This window comes from Bartonella acomydis (genome assembly GCF_039543025.1).
In the GTDB taxonomy this organism is placed as follows: domain Bacteria; phylum Pseudomonadota; class Alphaproteobacteria; order Rhizobiales; family Rhizobiaceae; genus Bartonella; species Bartonella acomydis.
The window spans coordinates 251,571-271,105 of sequence record NZ_BAABIY010000012.1 but is presented as its reverse complement, the minus strand read 5'-3'; the positions used below and the strand labels follow the sequence as shown (position 1 = coordinate 271,105).

Here is a 19,535-nt window from a genome sequence, read left to right as displayed (position 1 = left end):
TATCAATAAAAACTAATCGGAAAATAACGCAGATAAAGTTCTGTAAGTTTACCATCATCTTCTAATGATTTTAGAGCATAATTGAGTATAGCGACCAATTTGTCGTTCTTTTTTGCAACAGCAAGCTGCATTCCTTGCCCCAATAATTGTGGAGCCATATACGCTCCTCCAACAAAATGGCAACAATCAGCAGATTTTGGATCATTTAGCCATAAAGATAATGCAAATCCATCATCAAAAATAACATCAATTTTATGATCCTGTAGCGCTTTATAGAGTTCTTCCCTATTTTGAAATCCTTGATATTTGGCTTCTGGAAAATAACTACGAAACAGCTTTTCATGAACAGTTTTCGACAAAACGCCACTGTTTAAATGTACTAGTTTATCGCTTATTGACTCATCAAAATTTACCAGTTGAGAGGCCATAAATTGAAACGCAACAAACCTTGCTGGAAAACGTAAATATGACCTCGTAAAAACAAGATCTTGATGAGTTTTACTTGTTTCTTTTAAACCTGCAATAATGACTTCTGCACCACCATTCTTAACATGGTCTACCAGCTCTTCCCAAGGAACAACTTCCACCTCACAGAGTTTTTCAAGATTTAATTTTGAACAAATAGCACGCAATAAGTCGGTATGATAACCCGCAAGATGTCCTGTTTTGTCAAGAAAGTTAAAGGGAGGAAAATCAAAAGTTGTTACAAAACGCAAACGAATTATATCTGTTGTATCAGGTTGCACAAAATGTTCATGCGAATTAAAAAAAGAAGGGAGTTTTACAACCGTTTCAGCATCTGCAAACGAATAAAACAAAAATCCCCACACTGCAAATAAAATTCCAATAAGAGCATTGAATCCCTTTATAATTTTCTTTATTTTCAAAATCTTGACCCCCTGCAAAGCTAAAATATAACTCTTCTCAGTCATCATATCTAATGCATTGAACTGAAATATCCGCTCCTCTAGTGAATTAAAATTTTTACTATTCTCTAACAGCTATCAAAATGAATAGTTTGTCTATAGTTACTAGAACATGTTGAGAATAATAGAGCTTTTATGCCCAATTCTCAAAATAAACGCATTCAAGAGAGAATTTTTGAACATACATTCATAAATTTCTCTAAGATTGCTTAGTTTATTGCTTCCTCAAGTTCTTTTTGATGTTGTCTTTCAAGTGGTACCTCACGCCTCTTACATAAAGAATAAGAGTGCCATTTTACTTCACATTTACGCGCATTTCTTGAAAGAAATGCTGCATGAAGATTTTTGGATTCTTTGATTTTTTTATCTACATATCGCCCCTTTGTGATATACAAACAATCCATTATTATCAATTAATGCATGGCAATCTTTTTGTTTATGTTTTGTGATATCCTCAAATATTTCACTGCAATCTTCTGCTTGCTAACAAAAATGAGGCAAAAATACTTCACTTTTGGTCGTTACAGCAAAACGCACGTCACAATCTTTTAACAATATGAACGCTCTATAAGATGAATTTTAACAGACCAATTGCCTGTATTTTCTGTATGTAAAAACATTGTGTGAAAAATTCATTCTCTCTAATTATCTCTTAACAGATGTTGAATATAAATCTGATATACGATAAATGTTTAAGATGGTTATTCCATAAATAACTGATCAAAATATTAAGCTTTAAAAAAGCTCTTGGGGTATTGTAAATTGAATACAGAAGTGGATTAACTTATGAGTGATGAAATAACCTCACCGACATCTAGCAATGACTACGGTGCCGCTTCTATTAAAGTGCTCAAAGGTCTTGAAGCTGTACGTAAACGTCCTGGTATGTATATTGGCGATACAGATGACGGTTCAGGCTTGCACCACATGGTCTATGAGGTCGTAGATAATGCTATTGACGAAGCTTTAGCCGGTCATGCTACTCTTGTAAATGTCACACTCCATGCTGATGGTTCTTGTTCTGTGCGTGATAATGGACGCGGAATTCCAACGGATATCCATCCAACAGAAGGTGTTTCAGCAGCTGAAGTGATTATGACACAGCTTCATGCTGGTGGGAAATTTGATCAAAATTCTTACAAAGTTTCAGGTGGTTTACACGGTGTTGGTGTCTCTGTTGTGAATGCATTATCCGTTTGGCTTCAATTAAAAATCAAACGTAATAGTAAAATTCATGAAATGTCATTTACTCACGGAGTTGCTGATTCCCCACTAAAAATTGTTGGCGATTGCGATAGAGAAAGTGGAACAGAAATCAGATTTTTACCAAGCTCTGAAACTTTTACAATGGTTGAATTTGATTTTGAAACTTTAGAACGCCGTTTGCGAGAACTCGCTTTTTTAAATTCTGGCATACATATTCTTCTTGTTGATGAACGTCATGCTGATATTCAATCCGTCGAATTACATTATGAAGGTGGATTAATTGAATTTGTAAAATATATTGATCAAACAAAAAAGGCTCTCTTAGACACCCCTATTTACATTACCAGTGAAAAAAACAGTATGAGTGTCGATGTTGCTTTATGGTGGAATGATTCCTACCATGAGAAAGTTTTATGTTTTACCAATAATATTCCGCAACGTGATGGTGGAACCCATTTGGTAGGTTTCCGGAGCGCTTTGACGCGTCAAATTAATGGTTATGCTGAATCTTCAGGCATCGCAAAAAAAGAAAAAGTCAACTTAACCGGTGATGACTGTCGTGAAGGCCTCACTGCTATCCTTTCTGTCAAAGTTCCCGATCCTAAATTTTCTTCACAGACAAAGGACAAATTGGTTTCTTCTGAAGTGCGCCCCGTTGTCGAAAATTTGGTCAATGAAGGTCTTTCAACATGGCTGGAAGAGCATCCTAATGAAGCCAAGCTACTCATCAGTAAGGTCGTAGAAGCTGCGACAGCACGTGAGGCAGCACGCAAAGCGCGTGAACTCACAAGACGAAAAGGCGCTCTTGATATCACTTCTCTCCCAGGAAAACTTGCCGATTGCCAAGAACGTGATCCAGCAAAATCGGAAATCTTTATCGTTGAGGGAGATTCTGCTGGTGGATCAGCAAAAAGTGGACGTTCTCGTCAAAATCAAGCGATTTTGCCCCTGCGCGGCAAAATCTTGAATGTTGAACGGGCACGTTTCGACCGCATGCTTTCATCCGATATGATTGGAACACTTATCACTGCTCTTGGGACTTCCATTGGCAAAGATGAATTTTCACCGGATAAATTGCGTTATCATAAAATTATCATTATGACAGATGCTGACGTTGATGGTGCTCATATTCGTACCTTGCTGCTTACTTTCTTTTTTAGACAAATGCCTGAATTGATAGAACGTGGACATCTCTATATTGCGCAACCCCCCCTCTATAAAGTGTCACGTGGTAAGTCTTCCCAATATATTAAAAATGAAGCAGCTTTTGAAGAATTTTTAATCGATGCTGGGTTAGAAGAAGCAGCTTTAGAACTCTCAACAGGGGAAGTTCGGATAGGTGCTGATTTATACCAGCTTGCCAAAGATGCTCGTGTATTACGGCAACTTTTAAATGGTCTTCACACCCGTTATGACCGCAACATTGTCGAACAAGCAGCAATTGTTGGAGCTTTTAATCCTGAAGTCTTAGTAACAGCAGAAAAGGCGCAAAAAATGGCCAATACCATCGCACAGCGTCTTGATTTAATTGCCGATGATATGGAACGCGGTTGGAGTGGTCTGTATACACAAAATGGAGATTTATGTTTTGAACGTGTTTTGCGCGGCGTTAAAGATATCCTTACCCTCGATGGGGGGCTTATAAATTCAGCCGACGCGCGCCAAATTGATCGCATTTCCAAAAATTTCATAGAAATATATAATCCTCCTCCTCTTCTACACCGCAAGGATAAATCAGAGCGCATTTTTGGACCCATGAGCCTTTTAGAAAGCATTTTTGCCAATGGTAAAAAGGGTATTACACTCCAGCGTTATAAAGGTCTTGGGGAAATGAATGCTGAGCAACTTTGGGAAACAACACTTAATCCCAATGCGCGCTCTCTTTTACAAGTTAAAATCAATGACGCAACTGATGCAGATTCACTCTTTTCTCGTTTAATGGGTGATGAAGTGGAACCTCGGCGAATTTTTATTCAAGATAATGCCTTAAGCGTTGCTAATCTTGATATCTAAAGATAATCTTTTGTTTCTGGCTGTATAAGCGTTGTGGTTTTATACGTTGTTTTTTCGTATTTGAACATTTCCTCTCTTTTCATTTACGATCAAAGAAAAATAAGGAAGGTCATGTATATGGCAGCTGAAACAGAGCGCGTAGGAGCTAAGGGTGGTATGGAGCACTCTTTTGGCTTTACAAAAGTTGATGAAGCGCAAAAACAGTCCATGGTTGATAGTGTGTTTCACTCTGTCGCGGAAAATTATGATAAGATGAATGATATCTTATCATTAGGGCTGCACCGTATATGGAAAAACTCTATGGTTGCATGGCTTTCTCCTCCAGCACTTTCCAATTGGAGGATTCTTGATGTGGCTGGTGGGACTGGTGATATTGCTTTTCGCATTCTGAAGGCTTCACGCCAAAAAGCCCACGTTACAGTACTTGATATTAATGGTTCAATGCTCAGTGTCGGTAAAAAGCGTGCACAAAAAAATGGTCTTGCTTCTCTGATTGATTTTGTTGAAGCTAATGCAGAACATCTACCTTTTGAAGATCAGAGTTTTGACGCCTATACTATTGCCTTTGGAATCCGTAATGTGCCTCATATTGATAAAGCTCTTAAAGAAGCTTTTCGTATTTTAAAACCAGGAGGGCGGTTTTTATGTTTAGAATTTTCAAATGTCGAAATGTCTCTGCTCGACAAAATCTATGATCTTTGGTCTTTCCATGCTATCCCGAAACTTGGTCAAATCATTGCAAATGATGCTGATGCTTATCGTTATTTAGTTGAATCTATTCGTAAATTTCCTAAACAAGATGATTTTGCCCATATGATTAATGATGCAGGCTTTTCGCGGGTATCATACCGCAATCTTACCGGTGCTATCGCAGCACTACATTCAGGTTGGAAAATTTAAAAATGGTGCAAATTTCCACTTATTTTCAATTATTGCGCGCAGGATGGATTCTAGCACGTGAAGGCGTTTTGAATGCCCTGCCTTACAATAATCTTAAAGGATTTCCAGCATTATGTCATCGTATAGGAAGAACATTAGCACGACGCAAAGCGAAAAAGAAGCAACGATCTGAAAATATTTCTTATGCTATCAATAAGCTTGGGCCTTCTTACATAAAACTTGGTCAATTTCTTGCTACTAGACCCGATGTTGTTGGACATGATATTGCTGAGGATTTAGCACAGTTACAAGATCGTGTCCAAACATTTTCTTGCCCTGATGCTGTTGCACAAATTGAACATTCGCTTGGTCGCTCTATCAATGATTTATTTGTGAATTTTTATCCACCTATTGCTGCTGCTTCTATTGCCCAAGTTCATCCCGCTGAATATTATGATGAAAATGGTCATATAAAAAAATGCGCTGTTAAGGTTATTCGCCCCAATATCAGAAGCCGTTTTGCCAAAGACCTTAGAGGATTCTATCTCATTGCTCATTTACAAGAACGTTATGTACCAGCTTCTCGAAGACTGCGTCCTGTTTGTGTGGTGGACACTTTGGCACAAAGCACACGTATTGAGATGGACTTACGCTTAGAAGCAGCTGCCATATCAGAAATGGCTGAAAATATTCAAAATGATGCAGGCTTTCGCGTACCCAAAATTAATTGGGAACGGACAGGACGCAATGTTCTCACAATGGAATGGATTGATGGTATAAGAATATCTGAAATTTCTGCTCTCAAAGAAGCGGGTTTTGATTTGCAGGCTCTCGCTATTACCCTTATTCAGTCTTTTCTGCGTCATACATTGCGAGATGGTTTCTTTCATGCTGATATGCATCCTGGTAATTTATTTGTAGACTCACAAGGATGTATTGTTGCTGTCGATTTAGGAATTACAGGACGACTTAGCAAAAAAGAACAGCATTTCCTTGCTGAAATTCTTTATGGTTTTATTACCCGTGATTACCACCGAGTTGCACGCGCGCATTTTGAAGCAGGATATGTACCTCCACACCACAATATTGAGAGCTTTGCACAAGCCAATCGCGCCATTGGTGAACCAATCCATGGGCAATCAGCACAAAGTATTTCCATGGCTAAGTTGCTCACACTGTTGTTTGAAGTTACTGAATTGTTTGATATGCAAACACGACCTGAACTTTTATTACTCCAAAAAACGATGGTTGTTGTTGAAGGTGTTGCACGCACATTGGACCCTTATTTTAATATGTGGAAAGCTTCTGAACCCGTTGTGAGAGAATGGATTGGTAAAAATTTAGGACCTATAGGAATGGTAAAAGATTTTAGTGAAGGAGCACAAGCTCTCCTTTCGTTGGCTCGCAATACTCCACAATTGATACAAAACTTCCAACGTATGGAAGAAAACTTTAATCAAATCAAAAAAACAGGATTTAATCTTTCTCCCACCACTCTTAAACGACTCGCTGTGGAACAAAGCCGCACCAACCGTTGTGGCCGCTATAGTCTGTTCATTATTGCATTTTGTTGTGTTTGTCTTACTTTTTATCTTTTTTACCTTTTCTAATCTGCTCACTATGCTACAAAATAGCAATAGTGAAATCATTGCAATCAAATCTTTTCTTGGAGGTATTTTATGGCTAGTCTTACCATTCGTAACCTCTCTCCTGAAGTTAAGGAAGCTTTACGTATACGTGCCGCGAGAAATGGCATTTCTATGGAAGAGGAAGCTCGCCGCCTTCTTAGCAATCCCAACACTCCAACGATCCCCTCTTCTCTAGCAAGCAGTATCAATCAGCAATCATTGCAATCAAAGTCATTGCTTCTCATTATTGGAGGAAGTATTGCAGCCTATAAGGCGCTTGATCTCATTCGCCGTTTACAAGAACGTGGCGCATGTTTAAACATTATTATGACAAAAGCAGCGCAAAAATTTATCACACCTTTAGCTGCTGAAGCTCTCAGCGGTCGTACTGTATATAGTGATTTATTTTCACGCAAAGAAGAACATGATATTGAACATATCCGTCTCGCACATAATGCTGATCTCATCATTTTAGCGCCCGCTACAGCAAATCGCATTGCCAAAATAGCCAATGGTGTAGGAGATGATTTAGCTGATTGCGTGCTTTTAGCGGCACGTTGTCCGCTTTTAATTGCACCAGCGATGAATCCAGCGATGTGGACACATCCGGCAACCCTTCGCAATGTCGCAACATTGCGTGCAGATGGCGTTCATATTGTCGGACCAGAAATTGGTAAAATGGCTGAGCGCGATGAAATAGGTTGTGGGCGTATGAGCGAACCTTTAACTATTGTCGCTACCGTAGAGACTCTTTTAGGCGTGCATGAACAACCACTTGCTGGGCGTCATTTCATTGTTACTTCTGGTCCTACCCATGAACCAATTGATCCCGTGCGTTATCTTGCTAATCGCTCTTCTGGTAAACAAGGACATGCTATTGCAACAGCTCTCGCACATTTAGGAGCAAAAGTCACGCTTATTTGTGGACCTGTTCATCTTGCTAACCCACCAGCTGTAAAAACCATTTATGTTGAAACAGCACAACAGATGTTACAAGCCGTGCAAACCGCATTGCCTGCTGATGGCGCCATTTTTGTCGCCGCCGTTTGCGATTGGCGCAGCCAAACACAATCTTTGCACAAAATCAAAAAGAGTGCTCATAAAACACCTCCCTCTTTGCTTATGGTCGAAAACCCTGACATTTTAGCAACGATTGGGCATGCTGCAAACCGCCCACCATTGGTAATCGGATTCGCTGCTGAAACTTCTGATCTCATTGTTAATGCACAAAAAAAATGTCTTGAAAAAGGTACTGATTTTATTCTTGCAAATGATATTTCTCTTCATGCTGATGGCACAAGTGTTATGGGCGCTGATACAAATCAAGTTTATCTCGTTAGTAAAGAAAATATCGAACAATGGCCACATATGAGTAAACAGCAAGTTGCAGAAAAATTAGCAAAGGTTATTGTATCATTCTTTAAGTCCCATACTCCTACTCATCAATGATGCAAAAGATGCCTTATTCCAAATGAAAATATAAATGGAACTGGGAACTGGGAACTGGGAACTGGGAACTGGGAACTGGGAACTGGGAACTGGGAACTGGGAACTGGGAACTGGGAACTGGGAACTGGGAACTGGGAACTGGGAACTGGGAACTGGGAACTGGGAACTGGGAATATAAATACTTTAAATAAAATACAATACAAAAATGTCTTCAAGAAAATTATTGTCTTGGCACAAATTAAGCTTCCCTCTAAAAGAAATAAAATTTTTACACATTCCCATCTATTTAACCTAGTATTAGTGGGCTTTATTGTTTCTTGTTCATACTATGAGCTCTGCGGAAAAATTCTATCGTAAATATTATGTTCGCTCTTCACTTTACCCTAAAAAATGAAGATTTTTTATTCTATCAATCTGTAACCATATTCTTCTTTCAGGTAAATTTCACCTGCTAACCATTTATGTGATTTACTTCTCAGCTGGCTGGTTATAAATTTTCATCTGAACATTCTGTTCAATTTCATATTTATACATTTAGGCTTACGCATAAAAAAATTGAAAATAAACAGAGAAAACATTCTTATTTTTCAATATATGAACACGTTTTATATTACTGTACTAAAGAGAAATCTGTAAGAATATCGTCTCTTGATTATTTTTCTTTAATAAAAAAATTAATAGAAGAGATAAAACTTGAATGCATATGTAAAATACTCTCCACACACTCTCTTGTTTTCCCTGTTTTTTTCTTATTTACTCAGGTGTTATGATTTTTACTGCTGCATATCGCGCGTTACAGCGTCTTTTGACCCCACAATATCGTATTATGATCTTGAAAGCTTTAGGTATTACTGTTATTGTGCTAGTCATTTTATGGCTGTCTGTACGCCAGCTTTTTATCTCCTATTTTTGGCCTTGGGTTGCGCATTTTCTTCCCGGATTGCCTAGTTGGGCAGGATGGTTAGGATTTGGCATGCTTATTATTTTTAATCTTGGTTTGGCTTTACTGATGGCTTTTTTAATTGCCCCAATTACCGCTATGATTGGCGGTTTTTTCATTGATTCTGCTGCTGAAATTATTGAAAAAGAGGATTATCCAAACGAGCCTGTTGGACATGCTCTGTCGTTTGGACGCTCTTTTATTCTCTCCTTGAAATTTGTTCTTTTAAGTCTTCTTGGTAATGGAATTGCTTTGATTTTATTTTTCGTGCCAGGTGTTAATTTAATTGCCTTTTATGTTATTAACGGTTTTTTGCTTGGACGTGAATATTTTGTATTTGCTGCCTATCGCTTTCGATCAGAACAAGAAGCACATGCTTTTTTACACACGCATTACATAACGGTTTTTGGTGCAGGATTGCTAATCGCGCTTGTTGTTTCGATTCCCATTGTTAATTTAGCAACACCGCTTTTTGCCGCCGCCTTTATGACATATTTACACAAAATGCTTTCTCAAAAAACCAATGAAAGTACTTGGTAAAAAAGTATAACACTTAGTCTAAAGCCCAATAAAGCACATAAGTGAAAGAGAGTAGAAAACAAGTTGTATGCTTTATAAGAATGACTTTCATTTCTTTTATCAAAGAAATCTCTTGAAAAAAATCTTGCTCTGGTGCTAGCGTTTCGTTAGCATAACGTTATCATATTGACTCTTTTTACAGAACAGTTTGGCCTTAGTGATATTTTATAAGTATAAAGTCTTTTTACGTTAAGGATGCCAAGGTTAATGGCTCATTGAATGTTCGTTTTCATCAAGAAACAAATGTGAAAGTTGTTAACCTGTACAAGAAAGAGATTTTTATATCATGGATAAAAAATCAAAGACAATAGGGTTGGAGTTATACGTATAGTGCAAAAAATATTAAATAGACTTGTTTATCCAACTGGCAAAGTGAGTCTGATCATTTAAGTTCTCTATTTTTTGAAATCATATGAAAAGTGTATAATATTAAAGAGAGGTTATTAAGATGAACTGGATTACAAATTATGTTCGTCCTAAAATTAATTCTATCTTGGGACGCCGTGAAATTCCAGATAATCTATGGATTAAAGATCCCACCAGTGGTGAAATGGTCTTCCATAAAGACCTAGAAATGAATCAATATGTAATCCCTAGTTCGGGTTATCATATGCGCATTAGTGCCAAAAATCGTCTCATGCATTTCTTTGATGATGGCATTTATACGCCTCTTGAAAATCCAAAAGTTGTAACAGATCCCTTAAAGTTTCGTGATGAAAAACGTTATATTGACCGATTAAAAGATTATCGTTCTAAACTTGGAGTTGATGACAATATTTTAAGTGCACGCGGTACTCTTGAAGGCTTACCAATTATAGCTATCGTTCAAGACTTTGCCTTTATGGGAGGATCCCTTGGTATGGCTTCAGGAGAAGCTATTATCAAAGCTTTTGATACTGCAATTGCCGAAAAATGCCCTTTAGTCCTTTTTGCTGCGTCTGGCGGTGCACGCATGCAAGAAGGTACACTCTCTTTGATGCAAATGCCTCGTACAACTGTAGCTATTGAAATGCTAAAAGAAGCAAAACTTCCCTATATTGTGGTTCTTACTAATCCAACTACCGGTGGTGTTACTGCTTCTTACGCCATGCTTGGTGATATTCACATTGCCGAACCTGGTGCTATGATAGGTTTTGCGGGGCCACGAGTGATTCAACAAACCATACGTGAAACTTTACCAGAAGGTTTTCAAAGTAGTGAATATCTCCTCGAACATGGCATGATTGATATGGTTGTATCGCGTCTAGAAATGAAAGCAACCATTGCACGGCTTTTACGCTTGATGCTGAAACAGCCTGTAGCTGTTAATCCTTCCAGCCCTTCTCCAACCAATTCTCATCTACCATTTTCTAAAACAAAAGCAGCTTAACTTCATGGAAAAAAGCCAAGTCCAAAGAATGATAGATGATTTACTAAGAAGTTATCCGAAAAAATTTGATCTTTCTTTAGAGCGTATTCTGCATCTTTTAAAGCATCTTGGTAATCCACATTTAAAGCTTGCGCCTGTTATCCACATTGCCGGAACAAATGGCAAGGGTTCAGCTTCAGCAATTTGTCGTGCTCTTTTGGAAAGTGCCGGCTACCACGTTCATGTATACAGTTCACCTCATTTGGTAAACTGGAATGAACGTTGTAGACTAGGTCAAAAGGAAGGTGGGCAACTTGTTACAGAGAGCCAATTGGCTCAAACTCTTGATGAAATTATAAAAGTGAATCGTCAAAATCCAATTACTGTTTTTGAAATCTTCACAGCTGCTGCTTTTATGCTGTTTAGTACACATCCAGCAGATGCCGTTATTTTAGAAGTTGGGTTAGGGGGGCGTTTTGATGCTACGAATGTGATTAGCAGACCAGCTGTCTCCCTGATTATGCCCATTGATTATGATCATGAGAGCTTTCTTGGAAACACAATTGCACAAATTGCTTTTCAAAAGGGGGGAATCATCAAATCTAATGTTCCAGTGGTTATTGGTAAGCAAGATCATAATGAAACTCTTTCTGTTTTAAAAACCCTTGCAGATAAAAACAAAGCACCATATTTACTCTTTAATCAAGATTATCAAAGCTATACAGAACACGGGCGTATGGTCTTTCAAAACAATCAAGGTCTCATGGATCTTCCACTGCCTAACCTTATTGGAACCCACCAAATTGCTAATGTTGGAGCTTCCCTTGAAGCAGTGCATAAAGCTGGTTTTCGATTTTCAGAACAAGCAATAAGTCATGCTTTGCGAAATATTTACTGGCCAGCACGAATGCAACATCTCACCCATGGATATTTGATTGATCAACTCTCCCCTGGTATTGATTTATGGCTCGATGGTGGTCATAATCCCGCTGCTGGAAAAGTTGTTGCCGTAGAACTTACTAAGTGGAGAAAAAAAACAAACCGTCCTTTTATTATGATTGCTGGTATGCTCAATAGCAAAGATGCTGTCGGTTATTTTCGCCCTCTCGCAAATCTTATAGACAAAGTTTATACGATCCCATTAACGGACAACAATGCAGGCACTTGTCCAACAATTTTAGCTGAAGCAGCACAAAAAGTAGGGCTTTGTGCCACACCAAGCACGCATCTCAAAGATGCTTTACAGAAAATTAACACAGAGCATAAAGAGGCTATTGTTCTTATTGGTGGTTCCCTTTACCTTGCTGGCGATATTTTACGTGACAATAAAACACCTCCATGTTAGAAATTGAGTGTCCATGGAGCTTTTGAAAGATAGACTTTTTAATCATGCAATTCGATTGTGCACTTTATCAACATCCTAAATTGATCACCGTTTTTGGTGGCACTGGTTTTGTGGGACGGCATGTCGTTGAAACTTTAACCAAGCGCGGGCATCGTGTGCGCATTGCTGTTCGTTGTCCACAAAAAGCTTATTATATGCTCCAAGTAGGAGAAGTAGGACAAACTCAAATGCTGAAAACCGATATCAAGCATCGTGCCTCTGTTGAGCGTGCCTTGTTTGGAGCAGATGGTGCAGTCTTTCTTCCTGGTAGTTTAACGCAAACAAATCAATCAAACTTTCAGAATACACAAATTGATGGTGCACAAAATGTCTCTGAATTAGCAGCTCAAGCCGGTATTCCCCTTCTCTATATGTCAACGCTTGTTGCCAATAAAGATGCTTCATCTCTTTATGCACACGTCAAATTTATGAGTGAACAAATCGTCCAAAATACGCATCCTCAAGCAATTATTATGCGCCCATCCGTGATCTTTGGACCAGAAGATTGTTTCTTTAACACCTTAGCAAACCTATCGTGTTTTTTGCCAATTATGCCTCTTTTTGGAGGAGGACAAAGTAAATTACAGCCCGTATATGTTGGTGACATTGCTGAATTTGTCGTGCGCGCTCTAGAAGGAAAAATTGTCTTTGGAAAAAGTTATGATCTTGGTGGTCCCCAGATTATTACCTTCCAAAATACTCTTGAACACATACTTAAAATCATCCATCGTAAAAAAATAATTTTATCTATGCCTCTTTCTGTAGGACTATTGATGGGAGTTTTTTTGGGAGCTATTGGTAGATTGCCTTTATTACCAACACTCGTAACAAAACATCAAATACGCTTCTTACAAGTGGACAATATCGTCTCTCAAGAAGCTCGCGAAAAAGGATATACTTTAGAAGGTGTTGGTATTACACCTAGAGCAATGGCTGCTCTCTTGCCAAGTTATCTCTGGCGATTTCGCCCATATGGCCAATTTTCCAAAAATTTACCAGCCTAGCAAAAACTCTCTAAATATTAGTTAGCTTATTGATTTATAATCGTATTTTTAGCATTAAAGCCTTATACTTAAAAGCGTAAAAATGCTTTCAATAAGCTCGCATTATATTATTGATGAGTAAGCACTGGAAAATAAAACTCATAATAAAGTGAAATGTCTTTTTAAACAAGTATATGATATGCAGCACAATGAGGTGCTATTCCTCATAACAGGTCATGATCTCATTAGAGAATCTATAAAAAAGTGTAAGGCATTCTGTAATTTTCATTATTAAAAATGATATTGCTTGAATGGTTTTGAAAGTTATAAAGCTTCAGTAAAGGAAAATGGCAGATCTAGAAGTTTGTTTTTATCTTGATAGTGTTATTTTCTTCCAAAATGAATTTGACTTTTTCTTATCCCAGATAAATCAACCAAATATGCAAAACTTTCATCTCAATCTAGCATATATACAAAAACTGACATAGTTTAAAAATAACAAATATTGGTAAATTTTGCTTATTTAAGAAAATTAAGCCTCTCTATTTTATCAATGAATATCATACAGATAAATACTTATTTGCTGCATAAATTTATGGAAACTTTAAATAAGGATTTTTTCACATAAAGAAATCTTTCTATTGGCTTGCATTTTTTTTTAATTTCTCCTACCGTTTAAAGAAAAAACAATTTTAGAGGAATAAAAATGACAACCCCAGATTATGTTGTCAAAGATATTGCACTTGCTCCTTATGGTCGTAAAGAACTTGATATAGCCGAGACAGAAATGCCCGGTTTAATGGCGTGTCGTAAAGAATTTTCTTCTCAGCAACCCTTATACGGAGCGCGAATTTCTGGTTCATTGCATATGACCATACAAACGGCTGTTTTGATTGAAACACTGAAAGCACTGGGAGCTGATGTACGGTGGAGTTCTAGCAATATTTTTTCTACACAAGACCACGCAGCAGCAGCTATTGCAGCTACTGGTACCCCTGTTTTCGCGGTCAAGGGTGAAACATTACAAGAATATTGGACTTATATAGATGCCATTTTCCAATGGCCTGATGGAAAGCCGTCTAATCTTATCTTAGATGATGGAGCTGATGCTACAAATTACATTCTGATGGGATACCATGCAGAAAAAAATAACGATATTCTCTCTTATCCTAAAACAGAAGAAGAGGCATTTTTTTTCAAACAAATTCAAAAGCGTATAGACACAACACCGGGATTTTTCACACGTCAATGCGCTGCAATCAAAGGTGTGAGTGAAGAAACTACAACGGGCGTACATCGCCTTTATCACTTACAAGAGAAAGGACTTTTGCCTTTCCCTGCTATTAATGTTAATGATAGTGTTACAAAATCGAAATTTGATAATAAATATGGTTGCAAAGAATCACTTGTGGATGGCATTCGGCGCGCAACTGACGTGATGATAGCTGGTAAAACAGCCATTGTTTGTGGTTATGGTGATGTAGGCAAAGGTTCAGCAGCTTCTCTTTCAGGAGCTGGAGCTCGTGTTAAAGTAACAGAAATTGACCCAATCTGTGCTCTTCAAGCAGCGATGGATGGCTATGAAGTGGTTCATTTAGATGATGCCATTTCCAGTGCCGATATTATCATCACCACAACAGGTAACAAAGATATTGTCCGCTTAGACCATATGCGGCAAGTGAAAGATATGTGCATCCTTGGAAATATTGGCCATTTTGATAATGAAATCCAAGTCTCAGCTCTTCGAAATTTGCCATGGACTAATATTAAACCACAGGTCGATATGATCACCTTTCCCGATGGAAAACGCATCATTTTGCTTTCTGAGGGGCGTTTGCTTAATCTTGGTAATGCTACGGGGCATCCCTCTTTTGTTATGTCAGCCTCATTTACCAATCAAGTTTTAGCGCAAATTGAGCTTTTTACCCGTTCAGAACATTATAAAAATGAAGTAGCTGTTTTACCCAAACATCTTGATGAAAAAGTTGCGCGTCTACATCTTAACCGCTTAGGAATAAAATTAACCGTTTTATCAGAAGAACAAGCTGCCTATATTGGAGTTACACCACAAGGGCCTTATAAACCAAATTATTATCGTTACTAAAATGTTTTCTTGGGTTAAAAGAAAAAGGAAAAAATGCCGTGTTCAGCTTTGGTGACTATGACTCCAAAGAAAAAGCTCAAAAAATGATCCGAATCTGTACGCATATCTTTTGTCTTCTTTTCCTTTTTTTTCCAACATATGTTGTTGCCCAATCGTTGGAAACATATCTACCATTTACCTTTACTTTGCCAGATGGTCCGTGGATCCTTGTCATTCTCTTCGAAGGAATTTCTTGTGTTTTGCTTCTCACTTGTATAGCTCTTATGAGGCGCAAAAAGAAAGCTTCATGGAAATCTCAGCAAACAATCCAAATAAACTCTTCTGAAAAACTTAAATATTATGAATGGCTTCTAGAAGAAACGGGGCAATTTCTTCTTATTTGGGAAAACCCAAGCGCTTCACCTCGTGTGGTTGGTAACATTAGCGCGTTACAAAAAGTAGGAATTCTTCAGCAAGATTTTCAGTGTTTTGAGCTCTGGCTTGAAGAAAATTCAAGTCGAGAACTTGATTATGCATTAACGCAATTGCGTTACAAAGCACATCCTTTTGAACTTTCTATCACCACGACAAATAATATATTGTTACAGGTTACAGGAGTTATTGCAGGAACAGTGGCTATTGCACGATTTCAAGATATCTCAATACAGCAAAGCGAAAATGCACGTTTACAAAAAGATATCGCCAAAATCCTTATCGAAATTAGAATGCAGCGTAATCTCCTTGATTGCATTCAAGAACCGGTATGGATACGAGATTGTGAGGGAAAAGTTTGTTTTGCCAATCGTGCCTTTAAAGAAATGACAGGATTTCAAGAAGGTCGTAATGAAGTAGATGATCTTTTCAGTGAAACAACACAAAACAAAACAGATGAAGAAGAAACAATTTTTCAAGAGCATGTTCATACTGTCATTGATGGAGAGCGGCACCATTTTCACCTCACACGGATTACAACAGTTGAAGGAATGGCAGCCTTTGCGCATGATGACAGCGCATATGAAAATCTAGCCAATGAACTAAAATGCGTTCTTCAAAACCACTGTGAAACACTCGACCAAATCTCAACAGCTGTCGCTGTTTTCGATACCAACCAAAAATTAAAATTTTGCAACCATGCTTTTAAAATTTTATGGCCATTGGAGAGTTCTTTTTTAGAAAGTGAACCAAGTCATACATTGCTTCTTGAACATTTGCGAGAAAAAGGACTCATTGCAGAACACCCAGATTGGCGTGCATGGAAAGAAGAACTTTTCAAAGCCTATCGGCAAACAGAATCAAACCAACAAATTTGGAATCTGCCAGATGGGCGCACAATACGTGTTATCTCAAACCCTCATCCCCAAGGAGGCGTCACTTGGCTTTATGAAAATCTTACAGAAAAAATTGATCTTGAACGACGCTATAACACCCTTATTAAAATACAAGGTGAAACCCTTGATAACCTTTCAGAAGGCGTCGTGGTTTTTGGCACGGATGGGCGCCTTCGCTTATCAAATCCTGCTTTGTCAAAATTATGGTCTCTTCCTTATAATTTATTGGTAGAAGATACCCATATTACACAATTACGAAACCATTGTTCGGCTTTAACTTTGCGACAAGAATGGGATCAGTTTACCAAATTTATTACAGGTTTTGCTGAAAAACGTGACACCATTTCAGGTCGTATAGACCTTACAAATGGCATGATCATTGACTATAAACTTGTACCACTTCCTGATGGGCAGACGATGCTTAATTTCGTCAATGTTACAGATACCGTTCATGTCGCACGTGCTCTCCAAGAAAAAAATGAAGCCTTAGAAAGTGCTGATCGTTTACGTAATGAATTTGTTCAACATGTTTCTTATGAACTGCGTACTCCCCTCACCAATATTATTGGATTTTCTGATATTTTACGTGATCAAATTTTTGGCTCTATTAATGAACGCCAAAAGGAATATCTTGGGCATATTCATTCAGAATCCGGTACCCTTTTGAATATTGTTAATGATATCCTTGATCTTGCAACCCTTGATGCTGGTATTATGGAGCTTGACATACAGCCGGTTAATATTGCCGATGCTATGGTACAGGCAGTCACACGTGTAGAAGAGCGTCTTAACGGACGCCATATCACGCTTTTACAACAAATTTCTCCTTCCTTAAATTGTATCTCTGCGGATGCAACACGTTTGCATCAAATCTTTGTTAATGTTCTCAGCAATGCTCTTAACTTTGCATCCGAAGCAAGTACAATCGAATTTTGTGTCGATGAACAAGATGATAACATCGTCTTCAGTGTCCACAATGAAGGATCTGATATTCCAGAAGATATTCTCGATCGCATTTTTAAACGCTTTTCTTCCCATTCACATCATGGTGGGCGCGCTGGAGCAGGTCTTGGTCTGTCCCTTGTGAAAAGCTTTGTTGAGCTCCATGGTGGACATGTTGAAATTCTCACCGGCATGGGACAAGGAACAACAGTGAAATGTTTTTTCCCAATTTCCCAAGGAGATAAAGTTTTTTAATTTCATCTTTTATTTGTGATATAATTTTTTCATCCCTGCAGGGAACTGTTTAATGAATTTTAGTTTTTTTCTTGAAAATGAAGAAGCAACCAAACTTTTTGCGCAAGATTTAGCTCTTGCTTTAAAGCCCGGTGACCTAGTAACACTGCAAGGTGATCTTGGAGCAGGAAAATCAACCATTGCGCGGACAATCATCCACACACTTGCAAACGACACTACTCTGGATGTTCCAAGCCCTACCTTTACTCTTGTTCAAAACTACTACCTTCCAAAATTTGAAATTATTCATGCAGATTTTTATCGCCTTTCTATGGCAGAAGAAATTGATGAATTAGGTCTTCATGAAGCACGTGAGCAAAGCATTTTACTTATTGAATGGCCAGAAAAAGGGGTAGAGCTTTTAGAACCGATTACTTTTTCACTTACTTTACAACAGAGAGACTATGGGCGTCATGTGACGCTTACAGCAGCACAACATTCTCTTCAGCGTCTACAGCGCTCTTTTGCAATTCGCACATTTTTAAGAATCCATGGACGTGGTCACGTTCATCGTCATTTTTTGGCTGGTGATGTCTCAGGGCATACCTATGAACTCTTGTATAATGGGCAGTATAAAGAAGTTCTTATGGATGTACTAACCATGCAGATGAAACAAAATACCGATCCCTCTTACATAACAATGGCACGGCTTACAAAAGATCTTCGCCAATTGGTTGGAATTAATCAACTCATATTAGAGAATGATTTTTCTGCTCCTCATATCTTTGTCAAAGATTTTGAAAAAGGCCTTTTGATTTTGGGAATGAAAGAATTTTAGATCAAAGCGGTTATCCTTTAGAAGAGCGTTACATCGCCTGTAGCAAATTGCTTTCTTCTTTTCATCAAAAATCATGGTCCTCCCAAAAACAATTTGTAACATTTTCGCTGCAAATTCCCCTTATGATTGCCAAGCACTACAGGCAGAACTCTCCTTGTTGCTCGACTGGTATATACCCTTTCAAACACAAAAAAACTTAGATCAAGGACAACGTAAAGCTTTTTTGCCTGTTGGCAGCCTTATCTTGATTATCTGACCCAAGGAGAAAATACCTTTGTGATGCGTGATTATCATTCACCCAATATTCTTTGGCGTGCACATAAGGAAGGATTTGACCGTATTGGTTTGATTGATTTTCAAGATGGCTTAATAGGTCCAACGGTCTATGATCTTGTTTCTTTAGCACAAGATGCGCGTGTGTTTATTTCCCCAACACTCGAAGCAAAAATTCTAGATATCTATTGCAATGCACGTTATAAGGAGCCAAAATTCTTTGATGAAAGTGATTTCGCAAGCTTTATGCTTTTGCGGGTGCTTAGTGCGCTTCAGAAGTATTAGGAATTTTTCTACACCTTCATCAGCGTGATGGGAAATCATCTTATCTTCAATATCTTCCCCATGTGCAAGATTATCTTGCCCGAAATCTCTCACACCCAACGCTTGGACCTTTACAAAATCTTTATCAAAAAATAGAGGTCTTTGCCAAATTGCCAAAATAGGATAGAGACTTCTCTTGTTAACTCTACAAAAATAAGCCATTTTCATTGTAGAATGC

General features: G+C 38.1%; 11 protein-coding genes and 1 pseudogene. 11 read left to right on the top strand and 1 reads right to left on the bottom strand.

Going from position 1 to position 19,535, the window contains the following annotated elements:
- Positions 1-2: 2 nt before the first annotated feature.
- Positions 3-887, bottom strand: coding sequence for an ABC transporter substrate-binding protein (locus ABD909_RS03065; RefSeq protein ID WP_345096490.1), 885 nt, complete (start codon positions 885-887; stop codon positions 3-5).
- Positions 888-1,712: 825 nt separating this feature from the next.
- On the opposite strand from ABD909_RS03065, the gene gyrB reads away from it, so the two are divergent.
- The 11 genes and pseudogenes from gyrB to tsaE all read left to right on the top strand — a co-directional run bounded on the left by gyrB (position 1,713) and on the right by tsaE (position 19,479).
- Entirely contained in the window at positions 1,713-4,145 is a 2,433-nt protein-coding gene (gyrB, locus tag ABD909_RS03060) for a DNA topoisomerase (ATP-hydrolyzing) subunit B (RefSeq protein WP_345096489.1), read from the top strand.
- 117 nt (positions 4,146-4,262) lie between these two features.
- A complete protein-coding gene (ubiE, locus tag ABD909_RS03055; protein WP_345096488.1) occupies positions 4,263-5,045 on the top strand; it encodes a bifunctional demethylmenaquinone methyltransferase/2-methoxy-6-polyprenyl-1,4-benzoquinol methylase UbiE in 783 nt (260 codons plus the stop codon).
- 2 nt (positions 5,046-5,047) lie between these two features.
- Positions 5,048-6,634, top strand: coding sequence for a 2-polyprenylphenol 6-hydroxylase (gene ubiB / locus ABD909_RS03050; RefSeq protein ID WP_345096487.1), 1,587 nt, complete (start codon positions 5,048-5,050; stop codon positions 6,632-6,634).
- Positions 6,635-6,703: 69 nt separating this feature from the next.
- Positions 6,704-8,101, top strand: coding sequence for a bifunctional phosphopantothenoylcysteine decarboxylase/phosphopantothenate--cysteine ligase CoaBC (gene coaBC / locus ABD909_RS03045; protein ID WP_345096486.1), 1,398 nt, complete (start codon positions 6,704-6,706; stop codon positions 8,099-8,101).
- Between the two features lie 766 nt (positions 8,102-8,867).
- The gene (locus ABD909_RS03040) at positions 8,868-9,581 is read left to right on the top strand and encodes a sulfate transporter family protein (protein ID WP_345096485.1); all 714 of its coding nucleotides are present in this window, start codon (positions 8,868-8,870) and stop codon (positions 9,579-9,581) included.
- 487 nt (positions 9,582-10,068) lie between these two features.
- A complete protein-coding gene (gene accD / locus ABD909_RS03035) occupies positions 10,069-10,989 on the top strand; it encodes an acetyl-CoA carboxylase, carboxyltransferase subunit beta (protein ID WP_345096484.1) in 921 nt (306 codons plus the stop codon).
- Positions 10,990-10,993: 4 nt separating this feature from the next.
- Entirely contained in the window at positions 10,994-12,313 is a 1,320-nt protein-coding gene (locus ABD909_RS03030; protein ID WP_345096483.1) for a bifunctional folylpolyglutamate synthase/dihydrofolate synthase, read from the top strand.
- Positions 12,314-12,357: 44 nt separating this feature from the next.
- Entirely contained in the window at positions 12,358-13,356 is a 999-nt protein-coding gene (locus tag ABD909_RS03025; RefSeq protein WP_345096482.1) for a complex I NDUFA9 subunit family protein, read from the top strand.
- 685 nt (positions 13,357-14,041) lie between these two features.
- A complete protein-coding gene (ahcY, locus tag ABD909_RS03020) occupies positions 14,042-15,439 on the top strand; it encodes an adenosylhomocysteinase (RefSeq protein WP_345096481.1) in 1,398 nt (465 codons plus the stop codon).
- A 38-nt stretch (positions 15,440-15,477) separates the two neighbouring features.
- The gene (locus tag ABD909_RS03015; RefSeq protein WP_345096480.1) at positions 15,478-17,943 is read left to right on the top strand and encodes a sensor histidine kinase; all 2,466 of its coding nucleotides are present in this window, start codon (positions 15,478-15,480) and stop codon (positions 17,941-17,943) included.
- 52 nt (positions 17,944-17,995) lie between these two features.
- Positions 17,996-19,479 (top strand): annotated as a pseudogene (tsaE, locus tag ABD909_RS03010) (tRNA (adenosine(37)-N6)-threonylcarbamoyltransferase complex ATPase subunit type 1 TsaE).
- Positions 19,480-19,535 lie beyond the last annotated feature (56 nt).